This is a genomic window from Flavobacterium cyanobacteriorum, from assembly GCF_002251835.1.
In the GTDB taxonomy this organism is placed as follows: Bacteria; Bacteroidota; Bacteroidia; order Flavobacteriales; family Flavobacteriaceae; genus Flavobacterium; species Flavobacterium cyanobacteriorum.
In genome coordinates, this window is the sequence record NZ_NOXV01000087.1 from 1 (window position 1) to 3,176 (window position 3,176).

A 3,176-nucleotide genomic window follows, 5' to 3' on the forward strand; every position below is an offset into this window, starting at 1 on the left:
AAAAAAAGACAACTAAAATCAAGCAAATATTTTTCATTTTTCTTATTTTACGGTTTCGTGCGGATTGGTTGCCACTAACGGTTTGGGTATTACCGAAGGCGGGGATTTTTAACACTAAAGTTCAATCGAAGAGCGAATGTTGAACCTTGCACAAATGTTCAACCGAAGCCGTTCAGCCCCGTTTTTGGTAATACCATGTTACAGGCTGGCGTTTTCGTTAACTGTGTAATTTTAGCTATTTATTTTCAACCTTTTAACCCATTTATACACTTCGACCCACAACACCGACACGGCAGCAATTAAAATTGAGATTAAGAATTGCTGGAAATTTATACTACTCAATTGAAAGAAAGAAGCGAATGGCGGAATATAGAGTATTGCAATAAGTAAAACCAAAGATGCTCCAAGTATTAATGGGAACAATGTATTTTTATTTTTAAAACTATCAAATACACTGTAAATGAATGAGCGATTAACCATACTCAAAAACACATTTGCAAATACTAAAGTTGTGAAAACTATTGAACGTGTAGTTGCTTCATTACTACCGTTTTGTACAGCATACTGATATGCGGTTAGAACGCCTGCGGTAATGGCCAATCCCTGAATAATACTAATGCTTAATTCTTTCCAGCTCAAGAATGTCTCGGTCATTTTACGTGGTTTCTCTAGCATTGTATTTTTTTCCATCGGCTCATTTTCATAGACAATAGAACAGGTTGGCCCCATGATTAGCTCCAAGAAAATAACATGTACCGGTGTGAAAATATGCGGATATATCCAACCCAAAAACAAGGGTAATGAAACCGTTAGAATAATCGGAATATGAATGGATATAATATACTGAATGGCTTTTTTGAGATTGGCATAAATTCTTCTTCCTGCCGCTATTCCAGTAATTAATTTATCTAAATCATCATTTGCGATCACCAATGCTGCCGCTGCTTTTGCAATTTCTGTTCCTTTGTTTCCCATCGCTACACCAATATGAGCAGCTTTCAGCGCAGGCGCATCATTTACGCCATCTCCCAACATTGCAACAACTTCCTCGTTCTTTTTAAGAGCGTTTACCATTGCCAATTTTGCCTCAGGAAACATTCTGGTAAACAGTGTGGTGTTTTTAGATAGTTCCATCAATTCTGTTTCTGTGTGATGAACGATTTCCGTTCCGTTTACCGCTGGTGTTTCGTTTATAATGCCTGCTTGATGCGCAATAGCCCTTGTCGTATCTGCATTGTCTCCCGTAATTACTTTTACCTTGATGCCTGCAGCATATATCTTTTTAAATACTTCTTGAATGTTCGCTTTCGGAGGATCGTAGAAAACGGTAAATCCTAAAAAGTCAAAAGAAAAATCTTGTTGTTTTTCAGGAAAGTGATTTCCTTCAAAATTAGATTTAGCAACGCCCAGTACTCGGTAGCCTTGTGTTCCAAAATTAATGATATGTTGTCGTAACTCGTCTTTCTCGCTCTCAGAAAGATTAGAAACGGCAAGAATGGCTTCAGGTGCACCTTTTGTGGCAATAACTCTTTCTCCTAAACTATTTTCAAAAAGATGCGTCATCATTGGGGGAGTACCCTCTAATGGATATTCGTGTATCATTTGAAAATCCTTCCGCTGATCATTGGGTTGTGTTTGCTCATAAATTTGATGCAGTGTTTTTTCCATGGGATCAAACGGAATGGGTTCACTACTCCACATAGCGAAACGAATAAGCTCTGAAAGCTCAGGAGTACTGAATTGAGTATCCTCAAAAACCTTGTTTGATTTGTAATCAAATATAAGTTTCAGTCGCATAGCATTTTCAGTAATAGTTCCCGTTTTGTCCGTACAGATTACCGTGGTGCTTCCCAATGTTTCGACCACGCTACTACGTTTAATGATGACACCTTCACTCATTAACTTCCAGGCGCCCAAAGCCATAAAAGTTGTAAAGGCTACAGGGATTTCTTCTGGAAGCACAGACATGGCCAAGGTTAATCCAGCGAGTAAACTTTGTATGATATCTCCTGATTTCCAGTAGCTAAATCCCCAAACCATCAGAAACACGATGACACCAATAACCGCCATTCCTTTTACAAATTTGGTAATTTGGATTTGCAGTGGCGAAGGAACTTCTTTGATATCTTGAATGGATTGACTGATTTTCCCTAGCTTGGTTTCTGCACCAATTTTCTCTACAGTAAAGATGGCCAAACCAGATACTACCAGCGTTCCGCTATATATTTTTCTATCTTCGGTTTCTTGACTTTTAAATACTGAAAAACTTTCACCTGTTAGTGAGGCTTCATTAACTGAAAAATCATTGCTATGCACAATTTCGCCATCAGCACTAATCATTTTTCCTTCTTCGACAATGCACAAATCGCCAACGGCAATTTCGTTTGTGGGAATTTGCATCACGATTGAATCTCTGATAACAGTACTTAACGGTTCGTTCAATTTTTTCAACGCTTCCAGTGCTTTTTTACTGCGATTGTCTTGATAGAATGAAATGCCAGAAACGACAATAATAGCGCCCAACATAAAAACAGCTTCGGAATAATTGCCAACTATTATATAAATAACTGTTACCGCAATAAGCAAAAGCAGCATAGGTTCTTTCAAAATATCGAGCAACATCCTAAACCACTCATTTTTTTTAATAGCTTCTATTTGATTGAAACCAAATTTTTTTCGAGAGGTTTTTAATTCCTCAATTGTGAGACCTCTAAGGTGTTTGGGGATGTTATACCGCATCAGATGTCTAATTTTTTAAAAACTTAAACTGTTTTTTTATTTAAATTACCGTCAAAAGTGTTTTTTGTAAATTTTTTGGGTTTTTTCCACGCTTGCCTGTAACGTTCCCAGGCTTTACGACTGTTGCGGATTAAGGAAGCCGAAACTTTCGGTTTTGCACTGACTTCAAAGATACAAAATAAACTTTAAATTAAGCCCATAACCCGCAATAGCGTAAAACCTGTGTTGGTGGCTGCACTTACTTTTTTTTCTGCTAAATTTCTATTTTATAGAGGTTAATAGATTTCTAATTGCGGTAGCTATAATTCTTTTGGCGGTTATTATATTTCTTTTAGTGGATTGAATAAATCTAAATGCAGTTAATATAATTCTTATAGCGGTTATTATATTTGTGTAAGCTCCCCCAAAAATAGTACAGTTTAAAAGTAGAAAAAAAG

At 36.9% G+C, this 3,176-nt stretch carries 1 protein-coding gene; it reads right to left on the reverse strand.

The genetic code is table 11. The features are described from left to right. Nucleotides 1–231 precede the first annotated feature (231 nt). A complete protein-coding gene (locus CHU92_RS00950; RefSeq protein ID WP_094411690.1) occupies nt 232–2,739 on the reverse strand; it encodes a cation-translocating P-type ATPase in 2,508 nt (835 codons plus the stop codon). Between the last annotated feature and the right edge of the window lie 437 nt (nt 2,740–3,176).

Coding starts and splice junctions, on each gene's coding strand:
- CHU92_RS00950 (WP_094411690.1), bottom strand. CDS start 2,739: ATGCGGTATAACATCCCCAAACACCTTAGAGGTCTCACAATTGAGGAA.